Consider the following 26,058-nt stretch of genomic DNA (forward strand, 5'->3'; position numbering starts at 1 on the left):
AAACACTGGTAAAAAAATTTTAAAAATCTCCCTAAAAAGACTTACACCTATATTATCAATAGTCGCATTAGTCCAAAAGAAAATCGTAGACGAGTAGGGCGGGGACTTAGCTTGTTAGCTACTGTTATCTTTTTTATCTTTTTGATAAACTTTGCCGTTATTATTGGAACTGATAGTAAGTTTGGTGTGGATTTGTCTGTTGCTGCTGCTAAGGTGCATCAGGCTGAGGTAACCGTTGCTGCTAAGCGAGGGACTATTTATGACCGAACGGGTATCCCAATCGCTGAGGATTCAACCACCTATAATGTATATGCTGTTATCAATAAAAAATACGTCTCTGCTACAGGAGAAATTCTCTATGTAGAGGAATCTCAATATGATCGAGTAGCTCAAGTTTTTGCTGAGCAGCTGGGGATGGAGGAGAGTTATGTAAAAGAGCAACTCTCACGTCAAGGATTACAACAAGTTTCTTTTGGTTCAAAAGGGAATGGGATCACATATAGTACTATGACGACTATACGAGATACCTTGAATGAAGCTGGGATTAAAGGGGTCGGTTTTACAACTAGTCCAGGACGATCCTATCCCAATGGAACGTTTGCTAGTCAGTTTATTGGGATTAGTCAAACGCAAGAAGATGAAAATGGTAGCAGTGTTTTAGTTGGAACTTCAGGTATTGAAGCCTCAATGAATGCTATTCTTGCAGGAACAAATGGAAAAATCACTTACGAGAAGGATCGGAAAGGTGCTATTATTCCAGGCTCTGATCAGGTGACAACACAAACTCAAAATGGTAAAGATGTTTATACTACCATTTCGACTGCCTTACAAACAATTTTAGAGAAACGCATGGATGCTTTTAATGAGAAGGCAGGAGGAAGTGTCCTAGCGACTGCAACTCTAGTCAGTGCAAAGACAGGCGAAATTCTTGCAACCACGCAACGACCAACTTTTAATGCGGACACAAAAGAAGGATTAGATGGAACGACAAATGGGAGTACGGCTCTATATCAATCGCAGTACGAACCAGGGTCAACGATGAAGGTCATGACACTAGCTTCTGCTATTGATAATGGAACTTTTCCAGCAAATGAAGTTTACTACAATGATCAGTACACCATTGCGGATTCTGTAATTAAAGATTGGTCCATTAATATGGGGATGTCGCCACGTTATCTAACCTATGCCCAAGGTTTTGCTTTTTCAAGTAACGTGGGGATGACGGGACTTCAGCAGATGATGGGAAATGATAAGTGGCTAGAGTATTTGGCGAAGTTCAAATTTGGTTTCCCGACACGTTTTGGTATGGGGAATGAAGCATGGGGCTCTCTTCCTGTTGATAATGTGGTAAGTATTGCCATGTCTTCATTTGGACAAGCAATTTCTGTAACCCAGACCCAGATGCTTCGTGCCTTTAGTTCTATAGCGAATGATGGTGAAATGCTTGAACCTAAGTTTGTGGGTGCTATTTACGATTCAGAAAAAAATACAGCACGCGTTGCAAGTCGTGAAGTAGTTGGGAAACCTGTGTCGGCAAATGCTGCTCAACAAACACGTCAATATATGATTACAGTAGGAACAGATGCAGATGTCGGAACCTTAGTAGATGCGAATGGACAGCCTATTATTCAGGTGGCTGGTCAAAATGTCGCTGTGAAGTCTGGTACCGCAGAAATCGCTGCTCCAGCAGCTGAAGGTGGAGGATACCTCACAGGAAAAACAGACTTAATCTATTCTGTTGTAGCGATGACTTCAGCGGAAGATCCGGATTTTATCATGTATGTGACCTTGCAACAACCGAAACAATGGGATGCCATGACCTGGCAAGAAATTGTTAATCCAGTGTTGGAAGCAGCTGTTGAGATGAAAGATACTCTGAATTTGACAGAACCTGTAACTGCTCTAGAAGGAGTAACAAAAGAACTGGAGTATCGAATGCCTTCTCTTAAAGACAAAGGGCCAGGCGCTCTTGCAGATGAGTTAAGACGGAATCTTGTACAACCGATAGTGGTGGGATATGGTTCTAAAATTGAAAATATCTCAGCATCAGAAGGTACAAAAATTGCAGCAAATAAGCAAGTTCTCATTCAAACAGAGGATGTTGCTACTATTCCAGATATGTATGGCTGGGAAAAAGAAATGGTTGAGACCTTTGCTAAATGGAATGGCATTGCTGTCACCTTTAAGGGAACAATTGATGGTAAGGTTGTTGGACAAAGTGCCAAATTTAACACGGCTATCAAGGACAACAAAGAAATCACGATAACGTTAGGAGAAGTTAATTAGTATGATTACAGCATTACTAGCAGGAGGCATTAGCTTGGTGGCTACTGTAGCCTTGATTCCTGTTTTTATTCGCTTTTATCACAAGGCCAAGATAACAGGACAACAAATGCATGAAGATGTCAAGCAACACCAGCAAAAAGCTGGAACTCCGACTATGGGAGGTGCTGTCTTTTTAACAGTAGCTGTACTAGTTGCGTTTCTACTGGCAGTAGCTACTGGGAATTTATCGAACACGACTTCCATGATTTTATTTATCATCGTCTTGTACGGTGTCGTCGGCTTTCTGGATGATTTCCTTAAGGTTTTTCGAAAAATAAACGAAGGTTTAAATCCTAAGCAAAAGTTAATCTTGCAACTTGTGGGAGCGGCTGTTTTCTACCTCTTTTATGATCGGCACGGAGGTGGAGATATGCTGAACTTCTTTGGATTTCCGATTCAACTAGGCTTTCTTTACCTCTTCTTTGTCCTTTTTTGGTTGATTGGCTTTTCTAATGCAGTTAATTTGACAGACGGAATCGATGGCTTAGCCAGTATATCGGTTGTGATTAGTCTAGCTGCTTATGGTGTGATTGCATTTGAGCAACAGCGTATCGATATCTTGATCGTAATTCTAAGCATGATTGGTGGTTTGATCGGTTTCTTTGGCTACAACCACAAGCCAGCGAAAATCTTCATGGGAGATGTAGGAAGTCTTGCCTTAGGTGGGATGTTAGCAACGATTTCGATTGCACTACATCAAGAATGGACACTTTTATTGATCGGGATTGTGTACGTATTTGAAACGACATCTGTTATGATGCAAGTAACTTATTTTAAGTTAACTGGTGGAAGGAGAATCTTCCGTATGACTCCAGTTCATCATCATTTTGAATTAGGTGGACTGACAGGACATGGCAAGTCTTGGAGTGAGTGGAAGGTTGATTTCTTCTTCTGGGGGATAGGCTTATTGGCAAGTTTAATAACATTAGCAATGTTATATTTGTAGAAAGTTGGAGCAGTGTCTCCAGCTTTTTCTATTTTTAAAAATGGATGTGTCTTACAATACAGCATTCTCTCAGCTAATATTCTTGTTGTGTGTTTAAAAGGATCTTTGTCAGCTGTAGTGGGTAGATGAAAAGCATAGATCTTAAAGGAGCAGAGTCATCTGCTTCTTTTTTTAAAATTTTAGCCGTCAAAACGGACATCTTAGAAAAATAATCTATTCTTACTTTCTTTCTGCTATACTAAATTTAGGAAGAAGGGAGATTGTTATGATTGAAGAAGTTTACACAGAATACAGAGAATGTTATTCCACTTTAGAGAGAGCTTATGGGTATCTAAAATTGGACCGATATGAGTGGGAAAGTTTGCACTTGCGTTACTTCATCTATTACTTGCGCAAGTACGACATTCAAAGTATAGAGTGCTTCATAAGCTATCATTACAAGGTTTCTTACAGACTCTACTTGGATGAAATAGGGAGAACCATGATTCATTAACATCGAGAGAGGCGGATTTTTTTCGCTCTTTTTTTGATGTTTAAGGCAATAAAAATCCTCTTCTTAAAATTTTCAAAATTTCGAAAACCGAATGCAATTCGCTTGATAATTTTGATGAGGTTGTTGGTTGTCTCCAGTTTTGTCATTTATCATTATATAGGTCCTATGGGACTTTTTTTCTACACAAAATAGGCTCCATAATTCCTACAGTGGATTATCCATTACAGAAATGATAAAGCTAAAATTTCTATTCTATATTTATTTGTGAATATCGAAAGAAAATTTGTGGCTGAAATAGTGAGAGCTATTTTGTTACTTAATATCCTTGTGGAATAATAAATGACAAATGAGAAAAAATTTGGTATAATACCTCGAGGTGATTTTATGGCAAATTTAAATAGATATAAATTTTCTTTTGGAAATAAGAATTTAACATTAACAACCAAACATGATAATCTTTTTATGGAAGAAGTAGAAAGAGTAACACGTGAAAAATATGAGGCAATTAAAGGACAAATGCTAGACGCAGATGATGAGACGCTAGCTATCTTACTTGCAATCAATAGTCTCTCTACACAATTAGAGAGAGAAATTGAGTTCGATGATAAGGAAAAAGAATTGGAAGATTTTAGAAAAGCTGCCTTAGACAAATTAAAAGAAAAATCAAGTAAAGAGGAAAGTAAATGATATCCTTGCTAATTCTGATCTTGCTTGCCTGGGCTTTTTACATAGGATACGAGCGAGGAATTGTGTTGCAATCCTTTTATGTTATTGGAGCTCTAGTGGCAATCTTTTTGGCATCTACTTATTTTCGTAATTTTACGCGAATTTTAAGTTTATGGATACCTTATTCGAGTCCATCTGAAGGGGCAACTGTTTTATATTATCCATCTAATCAAATTTTTGAATTAGATAAAGTATTTTATGCGGGGCTGTCCTACCTGTTCGTTTTTTTCATTGTTTATGTACTCTTTCGTTTGATAGGGATATTAGTTCATCTATTTCCAACCTTTTTTGAGGATAAAGTTTGGGCCAATCTACTAGGAGGCTTTTTATCAGTTATAGTGACAGCCTTAGTGTTACAAATGCTTCTAATTGTCCTTTCGACAGTTCCACTTGATGTAATTCAGAATCGTTTGAACAGTGCGATACCACGCTTTTTAATTCAGGCTCCCATCACCTCTGATTTATTTAAGTCTCTCTGGTTTTCACAGATAACAGGGTAAGGAAACATCCTTACTCTTTTTGCAATAGTAAGATAAGGAAAGATATGAATAGAAAAATTTTAAATATTTTAGATTTTGACAAAGTAAAGATGATGTTTACGGAATATTTGTCAACGCAACAGGGAAAAGATGAACTTGGTACTTTGATGCCTATGGACAAACAGGAAAAGATAGAGGCGAGTTTTGCAGAAGTCCAAGAGATGGAGCAAATTTTTGGAGTTTACCCATATTTTTCAATTGGAAGAACGCAAAATGTAAGTGATTTAACAAAACGCTTAGAATTACAAGCTGATCTTAATATCGATGAGCTTCTGAAACTAAAACGTCTCTTGACCGTCAGCCGTGAACTGGTTGATTTTTACGAAGGATTGGAAAATGTAAAATTAGAGCATTTGACTAGATTGTTTGAAAAATTAGAAACATTTCCTCAGGTTCAAGGAGCTTTACAGGCAATTAATGATGGTGGATTTATCGAAGAATTTGCAAGTTTTGAATTAGGAAAAATCAGAAGAAAAATTCGTGAGACAGAGGGAGAAATTCGTTCGACTTTACAAGAGATTTTAAAAACAAAAGGGGAAATGTTAGCGGATGCTATCATTGCGAGTCGAAATGGGAGAAATGTTTTACCAGTAAAAAATAGCTATCGTAATCGAATTGCTGGTGTAGTACACGATATATCCTCAAGTGGAAACACTGTTTATATTGAGCCTCGTTCGGTTATTGAGTTAAATGAAACGCTGACTCATTATCATGCAGAGGAACGATACGAAATTGTACGAATTCTTCAGGAAATTTCTAATCTGGCTCGTCCGTATGCTACCAGTATTAAAAACAATGCATGGATTATTGGACATATCGACTTGGTTCAGGCTAAAGTTCGTTTTATGAAAGATAAAAAGGCTATTATTCCTCAAGTTTCATCAAATAATTCTATCCAACTTTTTAATATTCGCCACCCTCTTATTCAGAATGCCATTCCAAACGATTTACACTTTTCAAGTGATTTGACAGCGATTGTGATAACAGGTCCTAATACAGGGGGGAAAACCATTATGTTGAAAACCTTAGGGGTGGCACAATTAATGGCCCAATCAGGATTACCTATTTTGGCAGATAAAGGGAGTCAAGTTGGTGTATTTACCCAAATATTTGCAGATATAGGTGACGAACAGTCGATTGAACAAAGTCTTTCGACTTTCTCTAGTCATATGACTCATATTGTATCGATACTAGAAAATTTAGACTCCCGTTCCTTAGTCTTGCTTGATGAATTGGGGTCGGGTACAGATCCACAAGAAGGGGCTGCTTTAGCCATGGCGATTTTAGAAGAGTTAAGATACAATGAAATCAAAACTATGGCAACAACTCATTATCCAGAATTAAAGGCTTATGGAATTGAAACAAAAGGAATTCAAAATGCTAGTATGGAGTTTGATACCGTTACGTTGAGACCAACGTATCGGTTTATGCAAGGTGTTCCAGGACGTTCCAGTGCTTTTGCGATTGCCCAAAAACTTGGTTTATCAAAAACGATCATTGAAATGGCTCGTCATCAAGTTCGTCATGATAGTGATGTGAATCGTATAATTGAGGAATTAGAAAAACAAACATTAGAAAGTCGCAAGAGACTAGATAAGATAAAAGAGGTAGAAGAAGAAAACGTAAAATTTAATCGGGCAGTGAAAAAGCTTTACAATGAGTTTAGTCGAGAAAAAGAATCTGAACTGGAAAAAGCACGAGAAGAAGCAATTCAAATTGTTGATTTAGCTATTTCTGAAAGTGACTCGATACTAAAAAAATTACATTCTAAGTCTCAACTTAAACCTCATGAAATTATCGAAGCTAAAGGAAAACTCAAAAATCTTGTTCCAGAACAAACAAAACTATCGCAAAATAAAGTCTTACAAAAAGCAAAAAAAGCAAAAGTTGCTAATGTAGGGGATGATATCATTGTAACGAATTATGGGCAGAGAGGGACTTTGGTAGCTCAGCTTAAAGATGGTCGATGGGAAGCTCAAGTCGGCTTGATGAAAATGACTCTGGAAAACCAAGAGTTTGAATTAGTAAAACCAAATATAGTTAAACAGGAAAAAACTACCAAACAGGTGAATGTTGTCAAGAAAAGCAGGACTAAAGGACCAAGGGCAAGGCTAGACTTGAGAGGAAAGCGGTATGAAGAGGCAATAGAAGAATTAGATTCTTTTATTGATCAAGCATTATTAAACAATATGTCTCAGGTCGATATCATACATGGAATTGGAACTGGGGTAATTCGCGAAGCCGTAGCAGGGTATCTAAAAAGGAATAAACAGGTGAAAAGCTTTGGTTATGCACCACAGAATGCCGGAGGAAGTGGAGTCACAATTGCAATATTTAAATAAAAGCAAGAAGTGTTATGAAAAACTGTATAATCATAGATTATTAGATGAATGTTTTGAATAAAAGCAATGAAAGAATTCCAAGTAGAATACTGGTTCATTGACACCTTTAGAGTTTATGTGAAAAGCATAGATGTTGAAGGAGCAGAGTCATCTGCTTCTTTTTTTTGATATTTCAGACGTCAAAACGGACATCTTAAAAAAATCTATCCTTGATTTCTTTCTGCTATGCTAAATTTAGGGAGTAGGGAGATTGTTATGATTGAAGAAGTTTACAAGGAATACAGAGAAGTTGATTCCACTTTAGAGAGAAATTTTGATTTTCTAAAGTTGGACCGATACGAATGGGAAAGCCTGCATCTACGTTACTTCATCTCTTACAAGAACCTTTCTAATGATGGTTTTGCCGCTTTTCATTATAGTTCTTATGGGACTTTTTCTACAAAAAATAGGCTCCATAATTCCTACAGTGGATTTACCCACTACAGAAATTATAGAGCCAAACGGTCATGTTAAAACGTATTGCTCAATAGCTCTGGCTACCCCGTGTTGGTTGTTGCTAAGTGTAGTTCGATTGGCAGCAGATTTCACCTCTTTTGGAGCATTACCCATGGCTACACCGAGCCCTGCTAATTGTATCATAGGGATATCGTTGAAATTGTCCCCTATAGTCATAATTTGGTTTAGGTCCAGTTGGTAGTAACGAGCGATTTCCTTGAGGGCTTGTTCCTTTGAGACCACATTAGCAGTAACTTCTAGATAGTTTTCTTTAGATAAGTAAATGGTAGTCAAACTCAGTTTTAATGCTCCAATCTGTTGTTGTAATTCTTGGATCAGTTTAGGCTCTCCGATTAAGAGGAGTTTATGGATGGGAATGAGAGTATCCAGAATGGGATCAAGTAGAGGACGCAAAAGGGGTGTTTCTCCTGTGATATTTGCTTCGAGTTGAGTCCATTTATTGATATGGTTTGTAAACCAATTTTGTCCGGAATAGATATTAATAGAAATACTTGGGAAATAATCAGTAATGAGCTGAATGATTTGTCGGATTTCAGATTTGTCAACAAGATGCTGAAAGAGGATTTCTTGATTTAGCTGTATGAGTGCCCCATTGTAGGAAGCAATCGGTTGATTTTCTAACCCTAACCGGTGAACGATTGGGGCCATTCCAAGAGGTGAACGAGCTGAAGCTAAAACAAATGGAATCTTTTTTTTCGTTAATTGTGGAAGGAGAGAAAGCAGTTCATCGTCAATCTGATGGTGGTCAGTTAAAATGGTTCCGTCAATGTCGCTGATAATCGCTTTAATTTCTGTCATTGTTTTCTTCCTTTCTTGGGTACAGTATCGTTACTTGTCCCTCAAGCCTATCCAAAATTGCTTGTTCTGGTTTTTGTTCACAAATCCAATAATCTAGTTCTGAAAGTTTAGCTAAGATATATTTTGAATAACAGTCAAATTTTTTTGTTTCGGCAAGTAAAACTTTGGTCTGAGAAGCCTCCCAAGCAAGTTTTTTGAGGAGAGCATCTTCTTCATCTTCGAAAGATAGAATACCATCAGCTAGACTGGCGGCTCCAAAGAAAGCAGTAGTGAATCTTACTCGCTTAAGAGTTTCACTTGCTTGAGAAGAGTAGTAAAAGCGGTTTTTAGGATAAAATTTCCCCCCTAGAAGATAAAAATCAATCCCCTCTTTTCCACTAAGTAGCAGTGCGTTATCTAATGAATGTGAATAAACTGTTACACTCTTGTCTAGTACTTGAGCTAATTGAGAAACGGTTGTTGAAACATCTAGAAATAGGAATTCTTCTTCCTGAATGAGTTCAAGAGCTAAATCTGCTATGGCTTGTTTTTCTGTATTTTGATTTCCTCTTCTATCAAGATAGCTTAAAATAGCTCGATTTCTTAAAGGAAGCAAGCCACCATGGGTACGTTTTACTAGACCACGCCGATCTAAGAGAGAGAAGTCTCTCCGGATTGTGTCTTTTGAAACATTAAAATGTAGCACCATTTCTTTGGCAGTTAGATTTCCTCTTTCTTCTAAGAGGTGTAAAATTTCTTCTAATCGTTGTTCTTGATGCATCACAAACTCCTTTTTAAGTTTATTATAGCAAAATAAAAAGTAAAATCAAGCATTTTGATATAAAACGCTTAAAAAAACGCATATTTTATATTATAAAAAAATTATGTAAAATAGTTGACAAGCAGGAAAATCTTTGGTAAAATTAATTATGTAAACAAATGAATGTTCTTTGTTTATAAGATTCTATATTAAGAAGAAGGGAGAGGGTAAGATGTTCTTTCTCAGTCAAAAAAATCAGATTAAAATTAGGACTAGTGACAGATAGCCTTAGGGCTATTCTTAAAAATAAAACAAAAAATTATGTAAACAAACAATGTGGCAGATAAGTGAATATTCTGCTTATTCTTAAAAATAAACAAAAATTATGTAAAAAGAGGTAATTATATGAACAACAACTTTAACAATATGGACGATCTTTTCAATCAATTGATGGGTAACATGGGTGGTTACCGTTCAGAAAACCGTCGCTACATGATTAACGGTCGTGAAGTGACACCTGAAGAATTTGCTATTTACCGTCAAACAGGTCAATTGCCTGGTAATGAAGGTGAAGCAGTGAACCCAACTCAACATCAAGGTAAAGGACCTAAACAAGATGGTATTCTTGCTAAACTTGGTCGTAACTTGACTGAAGAAGCTCGCGAAGGTAAATTGGATCCAGTTATCGGACGTAACAAAGAAATCCAAGAAGCTTGCGAAATCTTGGCTCGTCGTACCAAGAATAACCCAGTCCTTGTCGGGGACGCCGGTGTTGGTAAAACAGCCGTAGTTGAAGGTTTGGCACAAGCCATCGTAAATGGTGATGTCCCAGCTGCTATCAAGAACAAAGAAATCATCTCAATTGATATTTCTGGACTTGAAGCTGGTACTCAATACCGTGGTAGCTTTGAAGAAAACATTCAAAACTTGGTAAATGAAGTCAAAGAAGCTGGAAATATTATCCTCTTCTTCGATGAAATCCACCAAATTCTTGGTGCTGGTAGCACAGGTGATGGTCAAGGATCTAAAGGTCTTGCGGATATCTTGAAACCAGCTCTTTCACGTGGGGAATTGACTGTGATTGGGGCAACCACTCAAGACGAATACCGCAACACCATCTTGAAAAATGCAGCTCTTGCACGCCGTTTCAACGAAGTCAAGGTCAATGCACCATCTGCTGAAGATACCTTCAAAATTCTCCAAGGAATCCGTGAATTGTATCAACAACACCACAATGTTATCTTGCCAGATGAAGTTTTGAAAGCAGCAGTAGATTTCTCTGTACAATACATTCCACAACGGAGCTTGCCTGATAAGGCCATTGACCTTGTCGATGTAACGGCAGCTCATTTGGCTGCCCAACACCCAGTGACTGATGTGCATGCTGTTGAACATGAAATTGAAGCTGAAAAAGCGAAGCAAGAAGTAGCCGCAGCTAAAGAAGACTACGAAGCGGCACTGAAGGCTAAAGTTCGTATCGAAGAACTTGAAAAGAAAATTGAAAACCACACGGAAGAACACCAAGTCACTGCAACTGTCAACGATGTGGCTGAATCTGTAGAACGTATGACTGGTATTCCAGTGTCACAAATGGGTGCAACTGATATTGAACGTTTGAAAGATATGGGTCACCGTTTGCAAACTAAGGTTATCGGTCAGGATAAAGCCGTTGAAGCAGTGGCACGTGCTATCCGTCGTAACCGTGCAGGATTTGACGAAGGTAACCGTCCAATTGGTAGCTTCCTCTTTGTAGGACCTACTGGTGTTGGTAAAACCGAGTTGGCTAAACAATTGGCTCTTGATATGTTCGGAACTAAAGATGCTATCATTCGTTTGGACATGTCAGAATACAGCGACCGCACAGCCGTTTCTAAATTGATTGGTACAACAGCTGGTTATGTAGGTTATGATGACAATAGCAATACGTTGACAGAACGTGTTCGTCGTAACCCTTACTCAATCGTCCTTCTCGATGAAATTGAAAAGGCTGACCCTCAAGTTATCACACTTCTTCTCCAAGTTTTGGATGATGGTCGTTTGACTGATGGTCAAGGTAACACTGTAAACTTCAAGAACACTGTTATTATCGCAACTTCAAACGCAGGCTTTGGCTATGAAGCGAAGGTGACAGAAGATGCTGATAAACCAGAACTTATGGATCGTTTGAAACCTTACTTCCGTCCAGAATTCCTTAACCGTTTCAATGCTGTCATCGAATTCTCACACTTGAGCAAAGAAGATCTTTCTAAGATTGTAGACCTTATGTTGGTTGAAGTTAACAAGACTCTTTCTAAGAAAGACATTGACTTGGCAGTTAGCGAAGCTGCTAAAGAATACATGACTGAAGAAGGCTACGATGAAGTCATGGGTGTTCGTCCACTCCGTCGTGTGGTTGAACAACAAATCCGTGACAAAGTCACAGACTTCCACTTGGATAACCTTGATGCTAAACACCTAGAAGCTGATATGGAAGACGGTGTCTTGGTTATCAAAGAAAAGTAAAATCTATATAATTGGAAGCAGAATAGGAAACACATTGACTGGGCTGAAGTCAATGTGTTTTTTCTACTCATATTTTCATATTTGGGGTATTCTAGTCGTGTAGCCAGTTGGATAGCTCGTTTACTTAAAAACGAGAAAGGAAATAAGGGACTATTTTGAGATGATACCGGATTCGATTGAGTGATTCATTTTCTTTCGGAATGGATGAGAAAATCTGTGTCATATGTGGTGATGAAGAGCTAGTATTTTTGTAAAGACAGACTATTAAAATTATCTGACAATTGTTGAAAGATGAGAAAAATAATGATATAATGGTATGTGTAAATTTTTCTAATTGATTTAAAGGAGATATCATGAAAAAGCTTAGTCTTTTACTATTTTCTACTGCTTTGCTTTTAACAGCTTGTGCGAATACTAACAGTAGTACATCTTCAAGCAGTAGTGAAGCTAAGGTAACCTTGTCCTCAGCGGATCAAAAAGAACTCAATCAAGCGACAGCTGATTATAAAACATTTGTAGAAGGACAAATTAGCCAACTTTTGACGGATACAGAAGGTTTTGTCACTCTTCTTAAAGAAGGAAAACTAGAGGAAGCCAAGAAGGTTTATCCACTGATCCGCATGGCTTACGAGCGTTCGGAACCGATTGCAGAGAGCTTTGGAGAGTCAGATGTAAAGATTGACTTCCGCCTAGCGGACTATCTGGATGAAAATAAGACAGAGGATGGCTGGTCAGGTTTCCACCGGATTGAGCGAATCATGTGGGAACAAAATACGACAGAAGGAACCGTTGAATACGGGGAACAACTGGTCAAGGATATCAAGGAACTTAAAGCGAAGATTGCAACAGTAGAAGTGACGCCGGATATTATGCTAACCGGTGCTGTGGACTTGCTCAATGAAGTAGCGACGAGCAAAATCACAGGTGAAGAAGAAATCTATTCCCACACAGACCTTTACGATTTTAGAGCCAATATCGAAGGGGCACAAAAGATTTTTGAACTCTTCAAGCCTCTCATTCAAAAGAAAAATCCGAACTTGGTAACGGAACTGGAAACGGAGTTTAAAAATGTCAACAGTCTGCTGGACAAACACATGACAGACAAGGAGCATTATAAACTCTACACGGATTTGACAAAGGAAGATACGAAAGAGTTGGCAGAAGCAGTTACCAAACTCGGAGAACCTTTGTCTCAAATGGGAACCATCCTTGATGGAGAATAAATATGACAAAAGACGAAACTGTTTTTGATAAAAAATGGATCGTCGGGAATTTCTCAAAAAAGCAGGTATCGGAGGAGCAGGACTGGCACTAGGTCTCTCTGGTGCATCTGCTTTTTTCGCTACTAAGACGGATGAAGCAGAGAAGATTTCCTATGGCGATGAGAAGATCCGTTTTTACGGAAAGCATCAGGCAGGTATCACTACCGCCATGCAAAAAAATATTTACTTTGTTGTCTTGGACTTACATACTACGGACAAGGACAAAATCATCCAGCTCTTTAAGGACTGGACGGATTATAGCGCGAAGCTCGTCGAGGGCGAATTGGTCAAAAAGGATGGGAGCAATGCTCTCTTACCACCTACGGATACTGGGGAGACGGTTGGACTTAATCCTCATCGCTTGACCTTGACCTTTGGAGTATCGGCTGATTTTCTCAAAAAGATGGGACTGGAAAGCAAACGACCAAAACTATTTCGAGATTTGCCTCCTTTTCCTAAGGAGCAATTGCAGGATAAATACACTGGTGGGGACATCGCCATTCAAGCCTGTGCAGACGATGAGCAGGTAGCCTTTCATGCTATCCGTAATCTGATTCGCAAAGGTCGCAATAGCATTACCATGAAATGGAGTCAGTCGGGATTTGCGGCTATTGGAAATCGTTTGGAGACCCCGCGAAATCTCTTTGGATTTAAAGATGGGACGGCAAATGTCACGAAGGAAAGTGACTTTGATAAGGTGGTTTGGACGGATAGTAAGGACTGGATGAAAGATGGCTCCTATATGGCCGTTCGCAGGATTCAGATGCACTTAGAGACCTGGGATCGGACCAACCTTCAGGAGCAGGAAAATACCTTTGGACGCTACAAAGATAGTGGAGCGCCTTTTGGTAAAAAAAATGAGTTTGACGAGGTAGACCTGAGTCTCCTTCCGGTAGACTCCCACGTTCGACTCGCCAAAGAGGTGGACAAACCCATCTACCGCAGGTCCTATTCTTACTCAGATGGAATCGATGAGACGACCGGTCAGTTTGATTCGGGACTACTCTTTATCTCTTATCAAAAGGACCCAGATAGTTTTGTAAAAGTGCAAACCAATCTCGGAGCAGACGACAAGATGAACGAATATATTACCCATATCGGAAGCGGCCTCTTTGCCTGCTTTGCTGGGGTGGAGAAAGGAGGCTATATTGGCCAAGACTTATTTGAGTAGAATATTGTGGGTACTGAGTGTCTTATTGCTTTTTTGGGGGACACCCGTTTCTGCTGCAGAATCCTATAGCGAGCTCTTTATTAAGATTACGGATGCGACGACGGCTGTAAAGGATGGGGACCAGGCAAAAGCCAAGGAGTTGGTAGAAGAGCTACAGGCAGACTTCGCTAGCAAAACCAATCATGACTCTGAAGCAGGAAAAAAAAGTGAGTCAGGCCTTGGAAATAGAGGGGGAAGTGACCGAGAGCAAGTTGACTCAGGTTTCAGCGGCGATTTTGGCCTTTGAAAAAGAGCAAAACCCCGTGGACTTGGATGCTGAAAAATCCAAGTTGGTTAGCCGCTTGGAGCCAAAGTTTGCAGACCTGCAGTCAGCCATAACAGCGAAGAATTTGGATCAAACCAAAGAAGCCTATAAAAAGATGAACTCTACCTGGACGATCAACGAAGGTGTCGTCCGGGATAGTAGTACAGGACATTATGGGAAGGTTGAGACTGCGATTTCTTTCCTTCGAAGTGCGATTGAGACAGAGCCTACGGATTTTGAAGCCATTCAGACCTCTTTTGATGATTTAAAAACAGCCATTGATAACTTTGTTAAGGGAACGAAGGTGGAAGAAACTTCTACTGACTTGACCTTGCAAGATGGGATTAAACTCCTTAAAGAAGCACTTAGTCAGTTTCAATCTGGTGAGAACAAGAAAGCTTCTGCCAATATGAAGGAATTTATCACCATTTGGCCGACGATTGAGGGAGCTGTTAGCACGACCAATCCGAGCCTCTATACACGGGTCGAAAGTGACAGTCCTGTGATTATGGTAAAGGGAGCAGAAAAAGAATACCAAGATAAACTGGAAAGTTTGATTACAGACTTATCAGCCATTGATACCAGTGCTAGCTATAATGCCTTTGATGCTATGTTGATCCTTCTACGAGAAGGCGTCGAAGCACTTCTCATCGTCATGGCTCTCGTGACGACACTCAAAGCAACCAAACTGAAAAAGGGACTGAAGTGGGTTTACGGTGGCGCTTTTGTCGGTATTTTAGCGAGTGCGGTCATTGCACTCGTCTTGCAACTGGTCTTTCCAGCTGTAACCTCAGCTTCCAACCGGGAGATTATAGAAGGAGCAGTCGGAATCTTTGCAGTCTTGATGATGATTTTGATTGGGATTTGGCTACATAGCAAGACCTCCATCAAACAATGGAATGATTTTATGGATCGACAAATGAAGGCAGTGACGGCGACGGGAAGTTTTGTCTCCATGTTTGCCCTTAGTTTCTTAGCCGTGTTCCGTGAAGGAGCGGAAACCATCCTCTTTTATGTTGGAATCATACCTCGCATTACTATGGCAGATTTCTTATTGGGAATTCTACTAGCTATCCTGATCTTAGTCATTATTGCGCTGGTCATGACCAAGGCTAGTCACTATTTCAAACCTCATAAAATCTTTTTCATCTTAACTTGGCTAATTTATGCCTTGGCCTTTAAAATGTTGGGAGTTAGTATTCATGCCCTTCAGTTGACCAATATGGCACCAAACCACTTGGTCAATGGTTTTCCAACGATTGACTGGGCAGGAATTTATCCAAGTGTAGAAGTTCTTGGAGCTCAGTTTTTCTTTATCCTTGTGATTGCGATTGTTTCGGTACGAAATTATGAAAAAGGATAAGGAACTAACCATTGTAGAACATTTACTGGAATTTCGCACGCGATTTATAGTTGTTTTAGTCTGTTTCGTCTTAATTTTTTGTATTAGTTTTCTCTTTGCAGGCAACCTATATAAACTGCTAACAACTCGTTTTGAGCAGAAGTTGATTGTCTTAGGTCCAAATGATATACTTTGGATTTATGTGAATTTATCCAGCATTATGGCTTTCACTCTCACTCTTCCTATTACGGTCTTTCAGATCTGGCAGTTTGTTAAGCCAGCACTTCGTGAGGGGGAGGCAGGAGCAGTTTTATTCTATGTTCCTGCTAGTTTTTCCTGCTTTGTGATAGGCCTGCTATTTGGTTTTTATTTTGTTAGTCCAGCTATCTTGCAGGTATTACTTAGTTTGGGAGACGGTCTCTTTGAGACGCAATTGACGGCTCACAATTATCTAACTTTTCTGCTCCATACCACTGTACCGATTGCTGTGCTCTTTGAGCTTCCAGTCATTGTCAGCTTTTTGACCTCAATTGGTCTTTTGACTCCAGTGTTTCTAACTCACTATCGCAGGTACGCTTATTTTATTTTGCTGGTTTTAGCTGTTGTATTGACCCCAGCGGACTTTATTAGCGATTTGGCAATGACTGTTCCGCTTATTTTGCTCTATGAGCTCAGCGTCTTTTTGAGCAAATTGATTTATAAAAAAAAGGAGAAATCTAATGGGAATTTTACGTGATATTGGTGCTCCAGGTTTGATTATTATCATTCTTGGCGCCCTCCTCATCTTTGGCCCCAAACGCCTACCTGAGCTTGGTCAGTCCATCGGCAAGATGCTGTCTGAGTTTAAGACTGCGATTAATGGTATTGATAAAGAGAAGGAAGAAAACAAGTAAAGCGCGGGAATTTTCCGCGTTTTTTGCTATAATAAAAGAAAAAGGAGTCCATCATGAAAACAGAATATGAAAAAATGATCGCAAGTGAGTTCTATCGTCCAGCAGACCCAGAGTTACGAAAATTGGTCCAGCGTTCACGGGATTTCCAATATCGAGTTAATGCGGAGCAGGATAACAGCAAGCGCAATGCCCTTATCAAGGAGTGGTTTGGCTCAACGGGCGAGCACTTGCACATGGAGCAGCAGGTCTTGTGTGACTATGGTGTTAATATTCATGTTGGGGAGTATTTTTATGCCAATTTCAACTGTACCCTCTTGGATGTTTGTCCTATTACCATTGGTGATAATGCCATGTTGGGACCAAATTGTCAGCTACTGACACCCCTCCATCCGTTGGCTCCAACTGAGCGTAATTCAGGAATTGAGTATGGAGCCCCCATCACGATTGGGGATAACTTCTGGGCTGGCGGTGGCGTGACCATTCTTCCTGGTGTGACGCTGGGTGACAATGTGGTGGTCGGTGCAGGTTCAGTTGTGACCAAGTCTTTTGGTGACAATGTTGTCTTAGCTGGTAATCCTGCACGGGTGATTAAGGAGATCGAGATCAAGGAATGAAATCCTATTTTATTGGTGGGCTGGGTTGCAATCCAGTCTATCCACAAGCATTTTTTCAAGAATTGTCTTTTCCTGTCCATTATCTCGATCTTTATAGAGCAAGTATTGAAACTTTGGAAGAGTTGGATAATTGGTTTGCTCAGCAAATCCAGTCAGAAGAAAATGTCGTCCTCCTAGCCCATTCCTTGGGTGGGGACTTAGCGGTTTACCTGTCAAATCACTTTCCAGCCATTAAAAAACTCATCCTCCTTGACGGTGGCTATCTGGATATGGAGAGAATTTGCAGTTTGGAAGAGGAATTGGAGGGTGCTGCGGCTTACTTGAACAGCTACCGTTTTAGTAGTGTTGAAGAAGCGGTGGAGCAGGAAAAATCCCAGTCGGCTATCTGGTCTGATTATCTGGAGCAGGCAGTGCGTGCAGGTCTGGTTTGGAATCCAGCAGAAGCTGTCTGGCAGTCCTTTTTGACGCTGGATAGGGTTAGTCGCCTACTCAGTTTGCGTCGTCAGGTGCAAGGGCAGATTCAGCAGTTGCAGCAAGACTGTCTGTTTCTCATTCCTCAACTGACAGAACTAACGCCCAACTGGGTCAGAGAAAGTTTGACCCAAGTCCCAACCTCTGTGGAAGTAGTTCAGTTGGCAAATGCCAGCCATGACCTGTATGTGGAACAGCCACAGAGACTTGCAGACCTAGTGGAGAAATTTTTAAAAAGCTAAGCACCTATTAAATTTGTGTATTTTTTTAAAAAAAGTAGATTGAAAAACATTTTTTAGAAGAGTATAGTAAGAATGTAAACAGGAGGCGAGAAGGTTCTCGATGCGATTACATGAAGAGTCCCCTTAATGGTAGTGAAAGATTATAAAAATGTAATCGAGGTAATTGCAATGAAAGAAATAAATAAATTTCCAGCCTTATCTATTGATGAACTGATGCAATACCGTGGTGGTGATAATCCTTATGGAATTACAATTCACGGAATTCATTCTTGGGAAGAAGAACCTGTGATGATACGACCTGTACATGGAAATTGTCCACTAGGAACCTATAACTTAGGCTACATTGGTGGAGGAGATTTCCTATGCAAAGGAAGTTCAAATCGTTTTTAACACTTAGACGGAATAATATCTGCTTTTATTGAGCTATAATGAGGGAGGAAAACATGGGAAAACGAGTGTTTCAAATATTCTATGCATGCATTTTACTTTCTTATCATCTAGTTTGGTTTTGGTCAGTATTTTTCTATTTTTCAGCTCCTTATGTAAAAGGAAGTCGAGAATATTTTATTGTATTAGCCCTCATTGATCTAGCAGTCATTCTTCTTGCCTCTTGCTATTTATGGATATACCACGGTCCTCAAAAATCATTGATGAGACAGAAAAGAGTTCAATTTCTATATTTGATAGTGGCTTGCATGGTTTGGTATCTATGCGACTCTTTCTTAGCTTTATTTATTCCTACGACTTCTAACCAAGTGGGACTAAACTCCTTGATAGAAACGACAGGAGTGAAGGACTTGCCCTATCTCCTCTTGAATATGTGTCTATTTGGTCCAATCCTTGAAGAGTTGATTTATAGAGGAGTAGTGATGACGACCTTTTTTAAACAATCTCCTTGGTATCTGGACGTTCTCTTATCAACTCTGCTTTTTGCTTATGTGCATGTTCGTTCGGGGATAACTCCCTTAGCTTTTCTTATCTATGCTAGTTCGGGGTTCATTTTAGGGCTTTTATATCGTCAGACGCAGTCGCTACTTTATCCTATTTTGATGCATATTTTGGTGAATATTTTAGCCTTTTGGTATGTGATTCTGATTGTTCTATCTAACCTATAGTTAATCTGACCCCAGACAGTTAGGAAATTTCCATCTTGTTTCAAGATGGTTTTTCTTTTATACTGGAACTATCATGAGAGAAAGGAATGCCTATGAAACATCCACGCATCATCTTTGCCAATAGCATGACAGGGCTTGGCAGGGTTTCGACGACGACTGCTCTTCCCCTTTTTGCTGCTTGTCAAGTGGAGGTTGCAGTCCTCCCAACAGTTCTCCTGTCTTCGCATACAGGAGGTTTTCCAGGGACTTATGTTCAGTCCTACACTCAGGGGATGCAGGCTTTTTTGAGACAATGGCAGAGCTTACAGTTGGATTTCTCAGCTATGGTGACAGGGTATTTGAGAGAAAGTGCCCAGGTGGACTTGATTTTTGACTTTGCTAATCAAGAGAAGATTCCTTTACTTGTTGATCCTATTATGGGGGACAGAGGTCGGCTCTATGCAGGATTTACAAAGAGTTTTGTTCAATCCATGCAAAAACTAGCTAGTAGAGCCAAACTAATTTTGCCTAATCTAACCGAGGCTTGCCTGCTTTTGAACCGTCCCTACCCAGAGAGTCCGCTCACTGAGTCTGACTATCAGGAGATTTGCCTGGGCCTACATAATTTAGGTGCAGAAACGATTGTCTTGACGGGATTGGAGCTTTCTGATGAACAGATTGGGGTGGCGTTATATGAAGGAGAAAAACAGTATTTTCAACTCTACACAACCCGTAAATTTTCCCAGCATTTTTTTGGAACAGGAGACATGGTGACCGCACTGTTAGCTAGTGCTTGGGTGCAGGGACTTTCTCTAGAAATCATCTTATTGGCAGTCTTGGACTTCATGGATGCTAGCCTTGAGCGAACCTTAGAAGAGCAAGTAGACTTGCGAATGGGAGTTTATTATCAGCCATTCTTAGGGGAATGGGTACAGAAATTTCAACGAATAATGGAGGAATATCATGAAAAAGACAAATCTTACCTTGCGTGAATTAACCTTACTCAGTCTCTACGCAGCTTTAATTTACCTTAGTATCCAATTTTTCCGGATACCAGTTGGACCTCAGTTTATCCACTTTGGGAATGCCTTGGTTTTAGTTGGTTTTCTACTTTTTGGTAGCAAGAAAGGTTTTCTTGCAGCGGCAGTGGGACTCAGTGTTTTTGATATCTTAAATGGTTATACAGCCGTAGTATGGATTACGGTCTTAGAGAGTGGAGTAGTTGCTCTTATCGTCTTTCTACTATTTGAAAAAATTCTGAAAGGCAGAGATAGAGCGGTTAATATTGTGGGAGTGGCTGTAGCTGGGGCTGTAACTAAGATTCTTCTCAATTTAGTCAAGTATACCATTACAGGTATGTTGGGGGGGAGTTTGAGTTGGGATGCGTCTGTTCTTCTCGCTTTTGGGAAAATAGTGGGGAGTTTTGGCTCAGCTCTTGCGACGGTTGTAGCGGTACCGATACTCTATCCGGTATTCAAAGGCTTACTGACTGACTTGAAAAATAAATAAAGAATTGGATAGGAGTTAAGTATTATTGAAAATAAGAAATCAACTAGTGATTATATAGAAGATGATTTAGAAAGCTGTTTAGTGCTAGTGAATCAGATTGTAGAAATAGATTCTTAATTTTTAATATTCGATAGAGTACGTGATGACTTTTAATGTTGGTGTTGTCTCTCTACCTCTGTCTTAATCAAAAATGTGGTATAATGGAAATGATAAGATAGAATTGAGGATATCATGAATTTTACAGATTATACATTTAAAGACTATATTCAGGAGGCACTACAGGAGCTTCACTTTGTCAAGCCGACAGAAGTGCAAGAAAAGTTGATTCCTGTTGTTTTGTCCGGACGTGACTTGGTCGGCGAGTCTAAGACGGGTTCGGGGAAAACTCACACTTTCTTGCTTCCTATCTTTCAGCAGTTAGAAGAAGCTAGTAATAATGTACAGGCAGTTATCACTGCTCCTAGCCGTGAGCTTGCTACGCAAATTTACCAAGCAGCTCGTCAGATTGCTGAGCACTCTAAGCAGGAAATTCGTGTTGCCAATTACGTCGGTGGAACAGATAAGGCGCGCCAGATTGACAAGTTGACCAGTAGTCAGCCTCATATCGTCATCGGGACACCGGGTCGCATTTATGATCTTGTTCAGTCAGGTAATCTGGAAATCCATAAGGCACATACCTTTGTTGTGGATGAAGCGGATATGACCTTGGATATGGGATTTTTGGAGACAGTAGATAAGATTGCGAGCAGTTTACCTAAGGAATTGCAGTTTCTTGTTTTTTCAGCGACTATTCCCCAAAAGCTTCAACCTTTCTTGAAAAAGTACCTCTCAAATCCTGTCATGGAGCAGATTAAAACGAAAACAGTAATCTCAGACACTATTGACAACTGGCTAATTTCTACCAAAGGGCGAGATAGAAATGCTCAGATTTATGAATTGACCCAGCTGATGCAACCTTACTTGGCTATGATATTTGTTAATACCAAGACACGAGCTGATGAGTTGCAGGCTTACCTTGCTTCTCAAGGACTTAAAGTGGCAAAGATTCATGGAGATATTCCTCCGAGAGATCGTAAGCGAATTATGAATCAAGTCAAGAACTTGGATTTTGAGTATATCGTAGCGACGGATCTTGCTGCTCGTGGTATTGATATTGAAGGGGTTAGCCACGTCATCAATGATGCTATCCCGCAGGATCTTTCTTTCTTTGTTCACCGTGTGGGTCGTACAGGGCGTAATGGATTGTCTGGCACTGCGATTACCCTTTACCAACCTAGTGACGACTCGGATATCCGCGAGCTGGAAAAAATGGGTATCAAGTTTGTACCTAAAATGGTTAAAAATGGTGAGTTTCAAGAGACTTATGACCGTGATCGCCGTGCAAATCGTGAGAAAAAACAGGACAAGTTAGATATTGAAATGATTGGTCTGGTTAAGAAGAAAAAGAAAAAGGTTAAACCAGGCTACAAGAAAAAAATTCAGTGGGCGGTTAATGAAAAACGCCGGAAAACCAAACGAGCAGAAAATCGTGCTCGAGGACGAGCAGAGCGTAAAGCGAAGCGACAAACGTTTTAGAATCAGTTTCTCTCAACTTGAAAAGTGAGATAAAAGGAACAATTTAAGAGTTGTACAGATTGAAGAAAAAGTGCATTAGAACGATTTCTTCAATTTTTTTATCCTTATAGAGCATTGTAATTAGCAAACCTCCATTTTTTATGTTGCCAGTAAATTATTTTTAAAAAAAGTTGAAGTTCCAGAACGTTTAGTCCATAGTCAGACTTGGTTTCTCTCGTTTATCGCTTATAGAGCGACTAAACAAGTACTTTTTAGATTGAACAATATTGAACAATACAGAAACACAAAGTAAGTAAAATGTACTTGTTTTCAAATTTGTGATAATTTTTATCTATCAGCGAGATAGATAAAATCTATTATATTTTCATTTGAAATTATGCTAAAATAAAGGAATAGTTCAAAGCGTATCAAAATCAAGCGTTTTGTAACAAAAGATGCTACAATAAGAAAATAAAGTTTGAAAGATACGAAAGAGAGAAAAGTATGAATGTAACATGGTATGACAATCTCATGCAGCTAATTCCAGATGGACAGCTTTTTAGCCTCCGATCTGTTTTTGATGGGATTCCTCGTATTATTGGACAGTTGCCAACTACCCTTGGTCTGACGATTGGTGGTGCGGTTTTAGGATTGGTCTTGGCCTTGATTTTTGCTATCGTAAAAATTAATCGCACTCGAATTTTGTATCCAATCCAAGCTTTTTTTGTTAGTTTTTTACGGGGAACTCCTGTTTTAGTCCAGCTTATGTTGACATTTTATGGAATTCCATTGATCTTGAAAGCTTTGAACCAACGGTTCGGAACAGCTTTTAATATTAATGATATTCCAGCAGCTGCTTTTGCTATTGTCGCCTTTGCTTTCAATGAAGCAGCCTATGCAAGTGAGACCATTCGGGCAGCAATCTTGTCTGTTGATCCAGGTGAGGTGGAAGCAGCACGGAGCCTTGGCATGACCAATACGCAAGTTTATCGTCGTGTCATCATTCCAAATGCAGCAGTTGTTGCCACTCCAACCTTGATTAACTCCCTAATTGGGTTGACGAAAGGAACCTCTCTTGCGTTTAGTGCGGGGGTAGTTGAAGTTTTTGCAGAGGCGAGAATTCTTGGTGGTGCAGACTATCGCTACTTTGAGCGTTTTATTTCAGTAGCTCTTGTGTATTGGGTTGTAAGTGTCGTCATCGAGCAATTTGGTCGATGGGTTGAAAAAAGGATGTCTATTGAGAATCCTACTGAAAATCGTTCTGAAGGAGGATTTGGTTTATGATTAAAATTTCAAATTTGAGCAAGTCCTTCAATGGACAAACGGTTTTGGATAATCTGAATCTCGATATTCAAAAAGGTGATGTCGTTGCGTTGATTGGCTCATCTGGTGCAGGGAAATCAACCTTTCTACGTAGTCTGAATTATCTAGAAAAACCTGATAGTGGCACTCTTACTATTGATAATTTTCAGGTTGACTTTTCAACGATTAGTCAAGAAGATATTCTAATTCTTCGGAGAAAGTTATCGATGGTGTTTCAACAGTTCAATCTTTTCAGTCGTAGGACGGCCCTGGATAATGTGAAGGAAGGTCTTTTAGTTGTTAAGAAACTTTCTAAAGAAGAGGCGACCAAGATTGCTAAAGAGGAATTAGCAAAGGTGGGTTTATCGGATCGCGAAAATCACTATCCAAGGCAATTATCAGGTGGACAGAAACAGCGTGTGGCCTTAGCACGAGCATTGGCTATGAAGCCAGATGTTTTACTTTTAGATGAGCCGACTTCAGCTCTTGACCCTGAATTAGTGGGAGAGGTGGAAAAATCAATCGCAGAGGCGGCAAAAGCTGGACAAACCATGATTTTGGTGAGCCATGACATGGCTTTTGTAGAGCAGGTAGCCGATAAGGTTCTCTTTCTAGATAAAGGAAAAATTCTTGAAGCTGGAACTCCTGCTGAGGTAATTGGAAATCCAAAGGAAGAACGAACAAAGGAATTCTTTGCCAACTACAAACGGACATTTATCTGACTATTTGGTATAATATAAAAAAGAGAGGTCGGAGTCAGTGTTCCAACCTCTTGATTTTTGAGTTATTTCTTTTTGTCAGATGAGATTATTCTTCAATCCTTTTCCATAGTGATGAAAGTTGGATAGCAATCACGTTCTTTTAAAGGTCTTTGAAGAGTATCCAAATTTTAAAAACGGAAGAACCAAGTTTTATACTTTAAATTTAAAATTGAAATGATAAGGTCTAAAAAGTAAACCGTTAACTCAATTGACTGACGCATGTAAAGTCTACTAAGATGATACAAATAAAAAAGAATAAAGTCTGTAAAAATCTTTAGGAGTGCTAAAAATTAGAAAGTTTTAGATGATGTTAAATGATATTTTAATGCTTTATATGCAAAGTTTACTGATTACAGCTTTGTCTGTTACGGTGATTTCAATTTTATGGATTGGCTTTAGAGCAAGCCGCAGAAAGGATAAAACTTTACGAGAACGCCATGTTCATCTCTATGATGTTTTATTGATTGGAATTATGGTTACACCGGTTTTATCTTTCGCTGTCATGGGCTTAATTTTAGCTTTACGAGCATAGGAATTGCGAATTTATAAAAACAATGTTAGAATAACTATTATTACAACGAAAAGGAGAAATCATGTACGATACGATTATTATTGGTGCAGGACCTGCTGGTATGACTGCAGCGTTATACGCAGCCCGCAGTAATTTAAAAGTGGCTCTTATTGAGCGAGGAATTCCTGGTGGGCAGATGAACAATACCTCTGATATAGAAAATTATCCAGGTTATGTCAATATTACGGGACCTGATTTGTCTGAGAAAATGTTTGAGCCGTTAGAAAAGCTTGGCGTAGAACATGTATTTGGTTTTGTTGAAAAGATTGAAGATCAGGGAGGAGTAAAAAAAGTTAAAACAGATGATGGTGAGTTTGTCGCTAAAACAGTTATTATAGCTACGGGTTCCAATCATCGTTTGTTAGAAGTGCCTGGTGAGCATGAGCTAAATAGTCGCGGTGTTTCCTACTGTGCAGTGTGTGATGGAGCCTTTTTCCGAGATGAGGATTTGCTGGTTGTAGGTGGTGGAGATTCAGCAGTCGAAGAAGCTGTTTTTTTAACACAGTTTGCTAAGAGTGTCACGATTGCTCACCGCCGTGAGGAGTTACGCGCACAAAAAGTGTTGCAGGAACGTGCCTTTGCCAATAGCAAGATTCAGTTTGCTTGGAATACAATTGTTGAAGAAATAAAAGGTGAGAACCGAGTGACTAGTGTCGTTCTAAAAGATGTTCAAACTGGTCAATCACGTGAAGAATCTTTTGGAGGAGTGTTTATCTACGTTGGTCTAGATCCGGTTAGTGCCTTTGCTAAAGATCTGGGAATCTTAGATGAAGCAGGATGGGTAGTAACAGACGAACATATGAGAACATCAGTTCCTGGGATTTTTGCGGTCGGTGATGTTCGCCAAAAAGATTTACGTCAGATTACAACTGCTGTAGGAGATGGTGCTATCGCTGGGCAAGAAGTTTATAAGTATATCACTGAAACAAACTAATCAATTAATTAAAGGAGTGAGTATAGCGTTTCCAGAAAAAACGATATACTCATTTTTTTATATGTGCTAAATACTTTCAGTGATTTTTTATGAAGTTTAGAAATGTTC

General features: G+C 39.5%; 24 protein-coding genes and 3 pseudogenes. 24 read left to right on the forward strand and 3 right to left on the reverse strand.

Annotated elements, in window-relative coordinates:
* Positions 1-18: 18 nt before the first annotated feature.
* The 3 genes and pseudogenes from pbp2x to comW form a co-directional block, all read left to right on the forward strand.
* Positions 19-2,286, forward strand: a pseudogene (pbp2x, locus tag STRDD10_RS04125) (penicillin-binding protein PBP2X); the annotation flags it as partial.
* A gap of 1 nt (position 2,287) precedes the next feature.
* Positions 2,288-3,271, forward strand: a complete 984-nt coding sequence (gene mraY, locus STRDD10_RS04130) for a phospho-N-acetylmuramoyl-pentapeptide-transferase (RefSeq protein ID WP_067193360.1) — start codon at positions 2,288-2,290, stop codon at positions 3,269-3,271.
* Between the two features lie 265 nt (positions 3,272-3,536).
* Positions 3,537-3,764 carry a sigma(X)-activator ComW gene (comW, locus tag STRDD10_RS10810; RefSeq protein ID WP_156468584.1) on the forward strand — a complete coding sequence of 76 codons (228 nt, stop codon included), beginning with the start codon at positions 3,537-3,539 and terminating at the stop codon, positions 3,762-3,764.
* Here the strand turns inward: comW and STRDD10_RS10430 are convergent.
* Positions 3,761-3,904, reverse strand: a pseudogene (locus STRDD10_RS10430) (transposase); the annotation flags it as partial. The gene comW and the pseudogene STRDD10_RS10430 overlap by 4 nt on opposite strands.
* A 244-nt stretch (positions 3,905-4,148) precedes the next feature.
* On the opposite strand from STRDD10_RS10430, the gene STRDD10_RS04135 reads away from it, so the two are divergent.
* The 4 genes from STRDD10_RS04135 to STRDD10_RS11875 all read left to right on the forward strand — a co-directional run bounded on the left by STRDD10_RS04135 (position 4,149) and on the right by STRDD10_RS11875 (position 7,884).
* A complete protein-coding gene (locus STRDD10_RS04135) occupies positions 4,149-4,451 on the forward strand; it encodes a hypothetical protein (protein WP_067193430.1) in 303 nt (100 codons plus the stop codon).
* Positions 4,448-4,990 carry a CvpA family protein gene (locus STRDD10_RS04140; protein WP_067193362.1) on the forward strand — a complete coding sequence of 181 codons (543 nt, stop codon included), beginning with the start codon at positions 4,448-4,450 and terminating at the stop codon, positions 4,988-4,990. The genes STRDD10_RS04135 and STRDD10_RS04140 overlap by 4 nt, the downstream gene beginning before the upstream one ends.
* A gap of 44 nt (positions 4,991-5,034) precedes the next feature.
* Complete coding sequence (locus tag STRDD10_RS04145; RefSeq protein ID WP_067193363.1) at positions 5,035-7,371, forward strand: endonuclease MutS2; 2,337 nt, start codon at positions 5,035-5,037, stop codon at positions 7,369-7,371.
* Between the two features lie 255 nt (positions 7,372-7,626).
* Positions 7,627-7,884, forward strand: a complete 258-nt coding sequence (locus STRDD10_RS11875) for a sigma(X)-activator ComW (RefSeq protein ID WP_082782037.1) — start codon at positions 7,627-7,629, stop codon at positions 7,882-7,884.
* On the opposite strand, the gene STRDD10_RS04150 is transcribed toward STRDD10_RS11875, so the two are convergent.
* Both STRDD10_RS04150 and STRDD10_RS04155 read right to left on the reverse strand, forming a co-directional pair.
* Positions 7,876-8,685: a Cof-type HAD-IIB family hydrolase gene (locus STRDD10_RS04150; RefSeq protein ID WP_067193365.1), complete on the reverse strand. Its 810-nt coding sequence runs from the start codon at positions 8,683-8,685 to the stop codon at positions 7,876-7,878. The two genes, STRDD10_RS11875 and STRDD10_RS04150, sit on opposite strands and share 9 nt — an antisense overlap.
* Positions 8,672-9,445, reverse strand: a complete 774-nt coding sequence (locus STRDD10_RS04155; protein WP_067193367.1) for a DeoR/GlpR family DNA-binding transcription regulator — start codon at positions 9,443-9,445, stop codon at positions 8,672-8,674. The genes STRDD10_RS04150 and STRDD10_RS04155 overlap by 14 nt, the downstream gene beginning before the upstream one ends.
* A gap of 384 nt (positions 9,446-9,829) precedes the next feature.
* On the opposite strand from STRDD10_RS04155, the gene STRDD10_RS04160 reads away from it, so the two are divergent.
* The 17 genes and pseudogenes from STRDD10_RS04160 (at position 9,830) to trxB (ending at position 25,950) form a co-directional block, all read left to right on the forward strand.
* Positions 9,830-11,926 (forward strand): AAA family ATPase, encoded by a 2,097-nt coding sequence (locus tag STRDD10_RS04160; RefSeq protein WP_067193368.1) that lies wholly within the window; start codon positions 9,830-9,832, stop codon positions 11,924-11,926.
* A 353-nt stretch (positions 11,927-12,279) separates the two neighbouring features.
* On the forward strand, positions 12,280-13,149 hold the full coding sequence (efeO, locus tag STRDD10_RS04165) for an iron uptake system protein EfeO (protein WP_067193370.1): 870 nt from the start codon (positions 12,280-12,282) through the stop codon (positions 13,147-13,149).
* Between the two features lie 34 nt (positions 13,150-13,183).
* Positions 13,184-14,359 carry an iron uptake transporter deferrochelatase/peroxidase subunit gene (gene efeB, locus STRDD10_RS04170; RefSeq protein ID WP_067193372.1) on the forward strand — a complete coding sequence of 392 codons (1,176 nt, stop codon included), beginning with the start codon at positions 13,184-13,186 and terminating at the stop codon, positions 14,357-14,359.
* Positions 14,337-16,026, forward strand: a pseudogene (locus STRDD10_RS04175) (FTR1 family iron permease). Before efeB ends, STRDD10_RS04175 begins: the two are co-directional and overlap by 23 nt.
* Complete coding sequence (gene tatC / locus STRDD10_RS04180; RefSeq protein WP_067193373.1) at positions 16,013-16,741, forward strand: twin-arginine translocase subunit TatC; 729 nt, start codon at positions 16,013-16,015, stop codon at positions 16,739-16,741. Before STRDD10_RS04175 ends, tatC begins: the two are co-directional and overlap by 14 nt.
* Positions 16,725-16,898 carry a twin-arginine translocase TatA/TatE family subunit gene (locus tag STRDD10_RS04185; RefSeq protein ID WP_067193375.1) on the forward strand — a complete coding sequence of 58 codons (174 nt, stop codon included), beginning with the start codon at positions 16,725-16,727 and terminating at the stop codon, positions 16,896-16,898. The genes tatC and STRDD10_RS04185 overlap by 17 nt, the downstream gene beginning before the upstream one ends.
* 53 nt (positions 16,899-16,951) lie before the next feature.
* The gene (locus STRDD10_RS04190) at positions 16,952-17,512 is read left to right on the forward strand and encodes a sugar O-acetyltransferase (protein WP_067193377.1); all 561 of its coding nucleotides are present in this window, start codon (positions 16,952-16,954) and stop codon (positions 17,510-17,512) included.
* A complete protein-coding gene (locus STRDD10_RS04195) occupies positions 17,509-18,225 on the forward strand; it encodes an alpha/beta fold hydrolase (protein WP_067193379.1) in 717 nt (238 codons plus the stop codon). The genes STRDD10_RS04190 and STRDD10_RS04195 overlap by 4 nt, the downstream gene beginning before the upstream one ends.
* A gap of 168 nt (positions 18,226-18,393) precedes the next feature.
* Positions 18,394-18,615: a hypothetical protein gene (locus tag STRDD10_RS04200; RefSeq protein WP_156468585.1), complete on the forward strand. Its 222-nt coding sequence runs from the start codon at positions 18,394-18,396 to the stop codon at positions 18,613-18,615.
* Between the two features lie 53 nt (positions 18,616-18,668).
* Positions 18,669-19,340: a CPBP family intramembrane glutamic endopeptidase gene (locus STRDD10_RS04205; protein ID WP_067193382.1), complete on the forward strand. Its 672-nt coding sequence runs from the start codon at positions 18,669-18,671 to the stop codon at positions 19,338-19,340.
* Positions 19,341-19,426: 86 nt separating this feature from the next.
* Positions 19,427-20,311, forward strand: a complete 885-nt coding sequence (locus tag STRDD10_RS04210) for a pyridoxamine kinase (protein ID WP_231853371.1) — start codon at positions 19,427-19,429, stop codon at positions 20,309-20,311.
* On the forward strand, positions 20,283-20,828 hold the full coding sequence (locus tag STRDD10_RS04215; protein WP_067193386.1) for an ECF transporter S component: 546 nt from the start codon (positions 20,283-20,285) through the stop codon (positions 20,826-20,828). The genes STRDD10_RS04210 and STRDD10_RS04215 overlap by 29 nt, the downstream gene beginning before the upstream one ends.
* A gap of 231 nt (positions 20,829-21,059) precedes the next feature.
* Positions 21,060-22,403: a DEAD/DEAH box helicase gene (locus STRDD10_RS04220; protein WP_067193389.1), complete on the forward strand. Its 1,344-nt coding sequence runs from the start codon at positions 21,060-21,062 to the stop codon at positions 22,401-22,403.
* A gap of 483 nt (positions 22,404-22,886) precedes the next feature.
* Positions 22,887-23,666, forward strand: coding sequence for an amino acid ABC transporter permease (locus STRDD10_RS04225; RefSeq protein ID WP_067193391.1), 780 nt, complete (start codon positions 22,887-22,889; stop codon positions 23,664-23,666).
* Positions 23,663-24,406 (forward strand): amino acid ABC transporter ATP-binding protein, encoded by a 744-nt coding sequence (locus tag STRDD10_RS04230; protein ID WP_067193393.1) that lies wholly within the window; start codon positions 23,663-23,665, stop codon positions 24,404-24,406. The genes STRDD10_RS04225 and STRDD10_RS04230 overlap by 4 nt, the downstream gene beginning before the upstream one ends.
* Before the next feature lie 346 nt (positions 24,407-24,752).
* Positions 24,753-24,977, forward strand: coding sequence for a DUF4059 family protein (locus STRDD10_RS04235; RefSeq protein ID WP_067193395.1), 225 nt, complete (start codon positions 24,753-24,755; stop codon positions 24,975-24,977).
* 61 nt (positions 24,978-25,038) lie between these two features.
* Positions 25,039-25,950, forward strand: a complete 912-nt coding sequence (gene trxB / locus STRDD10_RS04240) for a thioredoxin-disulfide reductase (RefSeq protein WP_067193397.1) — start codon at positions 25,039-25,041, stop codon at positions 25,948-25,950.
* Positions 25,951-26,058: the final 108 nt, after the last annotated feature.

The organism is Streptococcus sp. DD10 (assembly GCF_001578805.1).
Classification (GTDB): domain Bacteria; phylum Bacillota; class Bacilli; order Lactobacillales; family Streptococcaceae; genus Streptococcus.